Source organism: Anabaena sp. UHCC 0187, from assembly GCF_009712035.1.
GTDB lineage: Bacteria > Cyanobacteriota > Cyanobacteriia > Cyanobacteriales > Nostocaceae > Dolichospermum.
Map to the genome: position 1 here is coordinate 1 of NZ_VILB01000056.1, position 2,394 is coordinate 2,394.

The 2,394-nt window shown below is 42.4% G+C and carries 2 protein-coding genes; both read right to left on the reverse strand.

Features of this window, described 5'->3' with window-relative positions; translation table 11 throughout:
* Positions 1 to 102 precede the first annotated feature (102 nt).
* Positions 103 to 1,020 (reverse strand): LuxR C-terminal-related transcriptional regulator, encoded by a 918-nt coding sequence (locus FJR11_RS23265; protein ID WP_168508048.1) that lies wholly within the window; start codon positions 1,018 to 1,020, stop codon positions 103 to 105.
* Between the two features lie 128 nt (positions 1,021 to 1,148).
* Positions 1,149 to 2,394, reverse strand: a 1,246-nt coding sequence (icd, locus tag FJR11_RS23270) for an NADP-dependent isocitrate dehydrogenase (protein ID WP_168508050.1), incomplete at its 5' end; no start/stop codon positions are given.

Below are 2,394 nucleotides of genomic sequence, written 5' to 3' on the forward strand. Positions count from 1 at the left end.
GGCAATTTACCCTACAACTCAACACTTCGCACAGTATATTGATCCTCAAGTAGTTGATTTTAAAGCGATTGAAGCCAACAACAAAGCTAAAAGCATCGGGCTTTAAATCCAGCCTTCCATCATGGCCATGCGAATGAGTTCGGCTGTATTTTTACTATGCGTTTTGCTTAGAATATTTTTTTTGTGAGTCTTCACCGTTTGCGCGCTGATGTGCAATTGATCGGCTATGTCAGACTCTTTATGCCCATAGGCAATCAGGTTTACAATCTCTACTTCGCGCTCGGTAAGTGGACTGCTGTGCGGTTTGCTTTCGCCATTCAATAAAATATCAAATCGTTTGCCCCGTGTTACACCAAACACATACTGAATTTTTGTGCTGGTCTTATAGTGTGTGATGTCGTTGGAAAGAATCATTGCTATGCCGGGTTTACCGCCCGGTGTAACGGTAAGGGTGTATACATGTTGTTGAATTCTTCGGTAGTCTCCATCCTTATGCCGAATGCGGATGTCAAACGAAAAGCGGGCATTGATTTTATCGTCATGCGATAATTTCTTAAACACCGCCATAGCCTTCTTGCTTATAAATACCAATTGAAGTAAATCCCAGGGATGTGTTTTACTATGACCAAAGCGAAGACCTCCTTTGCGAAGTTCATCGGTGTGATAGCCCATTAAGTGAGTGGTTGCCTCGTTAATGTATAAATAGTGCCGGGTTGAATTATCCAAAATGCGGATGGCCTGGTCGGCAAAAACCTGAAAGCGTTGAAAGCGTGGGTCTTTCAAAAAATGATCGACCGAACTTTCCTTTTCTGCATCTGAAACATTCGCTTGAATCAACTCGGTATGCAAGCGGGAGATCAACTCTTCAATAGAAGTTGCACCTGTTTTTTGAAGGATACTTTGTTCAAGCTCTTTGCTATGACCATTGAGTGCGAAAGTTTGCGGGCCGCCAAGCAGCGCTTCCATCACTTGCAGTTCGCGGGGTGTAAGTGAATTGAATAAAGGAAGTTCTTCCACCATAGACTTGGCTAAAATAAGGATGGAAATAGTTTTTGCTTTACCCTATGTAAGTTTTTGTAGGAATGTGAACAAAAAAAGAGGCTGATTATTTAGATAATCAGCCTCAACAAATAAAAATAATTTTCCTTTTACATATTCTTCACAATCTCTTCTCCAAACTCTGAACACTTCAACAACGTGGCTCCTTCCATCTGGCGGTGGAAATCGTAGGTTACACGCTTGGTGGAAATGGCCTTTTCAAGTCCTTTGTTAATCAAGTCAGCCGCTTCTTGCCAGCCCATGTATTCAAGCATCATTACACCGGAAAGAATTACAGAACCAGGATTCACTTTATCCTGACCCGCATACTTAGGTGCTGTGCCATGCGTAGCTTCAAAGATTGCATGCCCTGTGATGTAGTTGATGTTTGCCCCCGGAGCGATACCAATACCGCCTACTTGAGCAGCCAAGGCATCACTCAAATAATCGCCATTCAAATTCAATGTAGCAATTACTTCGAAGTCGTTAGGACGAGTAAGAACTTGTTGTAACGTAATGTCAGCAATTGAATCTTTAATTAATATTTTACCGGCTGCTAATTCTGCTTTTTGTTCTGCATTAGCAGCCTCTTCACCTTTTTCCTTCTTCGTTTTTTCCCACTGGTTCCAGGTGTAAACTTTGTCTGCAAAGTATTCCTTCGCTACTGCATACCCCCAATCGCGGAAAGCACCTTCTGTATATTTCATAATGTTACCCTTATGAACAAGCGTAACCGATTTTCTTTTGTGTTTGATCGCATACGCAATAGCACTATGAATCAATCGCACGCTACCACTATAACTTACCGGCTTAATACCGATACCCACCTGCACATCGTTGTTCATGTTAGGCGCCCCTACCATTTTCCAGAAAGACTCTGATTTTTCTTTTGTATTGAATCGGATCTTATTGAATTCTTTAGGAAATTCTTTTGCCAAAAAGTCTAATATTTTTTGCGACTCAGGTGTGCCTGCCGCAAACTCAATACCGGCATAGATATCTTCCGTGTTCTCGCGGAAAATTACCATGTCAACAGCACCTGGATTTTTTACTGGTGAAGGAACTCCTTCATACCATCGTACCGGACGAAGGCATACGTATAAATCTAAAATCTGACGAAGGGCAACATTTAGCGAGCGAATTCCTCCACCCACAGGTGTGGTAAGCGGACCTTTAATACCAACCAAATACTCGCGGAACGCATCCAATGTTTCATCAGGCAGCCAGCTACCTGTTTTGTTAAAAGACTTTTCACCAGCGAGAACTTCCTTCCAATTTATTTTACGCTTGCCTCCGTAGGCTTTGGCTACGGCTGCGTCAAACACTTTTTGAGAAGCAGACCAAATATCCGGACCT